Annotated in this window: 2 protein-coding genes; both read right to left on the bottom strand. The window is 42.2% G+C overall.

All coding sequences use genetic code 11. The features are described from left to right. Positions 1 to 226 precede the first annotated feature (226 nt). Positions 227 to 2,134: a hypothetical protein gene (locus C5469_RS22590; RefSeq protein ID WP_166310921.1), complete on the bottom strand. Its 1,908-nt coding sequence runs from the start codon at positions 2,132 to 2,134 to the stop codon at positions 227 to 229. Between the two features lie 114 nt (positions 2,135 to 2,248). Then, positions 2,249 to 2,542, bottom strand: a complete 294-nt coding sequence (locus tag C5469_RS22585) for a phage tail assembly protein (protein ID WP_166310919.1) — start codon at positions 2,540 to 2,542, stop codon at positions 2,249 to 2,251. Positions 2,543 to 2,625 lie beyond the last annotated feature (83 nt).

Genomic DNA, 2,625 nt, shown 5'->3' with positions numbered 1-2,625 from the left:
ACATTCATTACTAAATGGGAACAACTGTTTTTCATACTCCATTGGGAAAATATTATTCATGGCTTATTACCTGCTCAAAAATGAACCCTTGTCACACAGGAATACCAGCCCCAGAAGGCAGCCAACCACTGGCAGTCCTCAAGGGTACATTTGTGAAAAGGTTCTGGGTTTTATCTGATTCGTGCGTGTGAAGCACATAAAAAACCCCGGCGAATGCCAGGGTGGATTATGGGTATTGCATGGAGGTTGTTACTCTACCTCCAGTTTTTGCATTAAATTGCTGCCGTTCTCCGGTCTTGCTGTTGACTAGTGTAATCTCTACCTGAAACTTGTTTTCCCCTATAGCTGTCTGAATGGCCTCAGCCATGTTCTGAGCAAGCTCACTATTATCTGTTTGATTGGCAAAAATGGAAGCAGGTCTTTTATCAGATTCAGGCAGCACGGGTTGATTCATCATACGCTGTTGATTCAGATAATATTTGTCACGCTTCCCCTGCCATTTTGGGTCGAAGATGGCAGCGGTTATTGCATCCGTGATCTCCTGCTTACTGAATGGCTGTTGACCATGATTTTCTTGTTTAATCATTGCCACCATCAGATTTTCAAGTACTTTTGGGTCGTGCATATCTAACTGTTGATTGGGAAGAAAGCCTGTCTCGCTTGAAACAAAGTTAATATATGCCTGAGTATCATTTCTATCTACACCTCCGGCTGGCGCATAAGTGTTGATTGTGCCATTAATAGTATTCTTCCCCCTGTCTCCGTTAAGCATTAACTGCCTAGCCATTGCAGAAAGGCCATCATGACTATTATCAAACTTGACAAATGTTCCACTTTGTCCCTGCACATATCCAACGCCATTTGGAGCATCACGTACATTACCCGGATTATTGTTTCTCAAACCGAATGAATCCTTTACCGGTTTTCCGTAAGGATCTGGATACTTGGGGGGTTCTATTTTCGCCGGTTCTGGGATTTTTTGGGGCCGGGGAATACCATCTTTTATTTTATCAGCATTATGCCTGCGCTTTTCTTTTTCCCATTCCGCACCAAATCGATCATTAATCTTTTTCTCTAAATCTTTATCAGGTTCACCCCACTGTAAAGAATATCTTTCTCCAAATGAAAGACTTTTCATGAACTTGACATCGTTTAACGCCCTATCGCGCAAATCGCCTTTTTTGTAACCACTAAAAAGAGTATCGGAATAGGCTTCCCGCTTTTCTGCCTGTTCCTTCATATAATCATAACCATCCCCTAATGCGAAATTAGCAAACGCAATTTCAGCTCGATTCATTATTCCTTCAAGGCGGGCGTCTAACTCATTCTTTTTATCATTATATTGGTTTAATTTATCATTATCGGCTTGTGACCTAGTTAACCCATCTCTATCAGCTTTACTCAATAGTTCTTGATATGTTTCTGGTCCTTTACGCGCCAAAGCCAACCCATTCTCATCCAAGCCAATTTTTTCAGCAATGGTATTTTGAACATCGGATGGATATTTTTGCATGGCCTTGACGACCTCTGGAAATGTCTTGTACACATCAATCGTTCCGTGATCATTTTCATAGAGAGGAACCCCCATTTTTGTTAATTCCGCTCTGGCTTCTTCCCGCCTCCCCTGTAGTGGGTGGTTTAAAATCCCATAAAAACCTTCTACTGATTTTTTAGCATCATCAGCGCTAATACCAAGGTATCTCATTGCCCCGGCTATTCGAGTGAAATCAGGAACATTCATTGCGGAGTTTTGAGCGGCCACATCAAGATCATAGGCTTTCTTTCCCATATCATTCATTAACTGAAAGCCTTTTGATATACCACTAGCCGCCATTCCTATACCGCCAATTTTGGCTCCTATCCCCATATATTTAGTTGCAAGTTCGCCAAAATTCTTAAGCGGGGGCACCATATCACCGATATGCTGAACGTTATCTTTTGCATAACGTGACATATCACGTAACTTTGTACCGATGGTTTCTACGCCATCAGAAGCCTCAGAACCACCGAATTTCAGCCCCTCTTTAGTTTTTGCTAAATTGGGATTGAGACTGTTCAACTTTGCATTGATTTCATCGATAACTTTCGTGACATTTTCATCAGCGTTTAGCTCAAAATCGAAAGCGTTACCCATTAGACCGCTCCTTACTTATCCGATTAGCTTGATTAGCCCACCACTCAAGACGCGTTTTTGATAAGAGCCACGCATCACGCGGCCCCCACTTGTAATAAAATGTGACGTCAGCGGCTAATCGTTGCCAGCCATTGAGCGCTTCGAGTCCAAAAAACCCAAAAGAAACTCCTGGCACTGATGAAAATCACTGATTGCCATTTTTTTCAATACTGATTCCGGGATGCTCGATACTAAAGAGAGCAATAGGCGCATAGCGGCAATTGAATGATTGGATTTGTTCTGCGCTTCATAAAACTGCTCAACCTGGACCAATACGGGTTCTTTCAAATCAATCTGCTCGTAGCGGACTTTACCGTCATTGCTTTCAATCGGCGTGCTTAATACGATAGTTTTAGTTTTTTCTAACATGTTGATTCTCCAAATTAATTTTCAGTAACCGAAGTGCCTTCCCAGCGTACTTCAAAAGTCGCATCTTCGCTTGCTACTTCCTG

The organism is Photorhabdus cinerea, assembly GCF_011189575.1.
Lineage (GTDB): Bacteria > Pseudomonadota > Gammaproteobacteria > Enterobacterales > Enterobacteriaceae > Photorhabdus > Photorhabdus cinerea.
The sequence above is the reverse complement of the archived record's forward strand: the minus strand, read 5'-3'. Positions and strand labels throughout refer to the sequence as shown.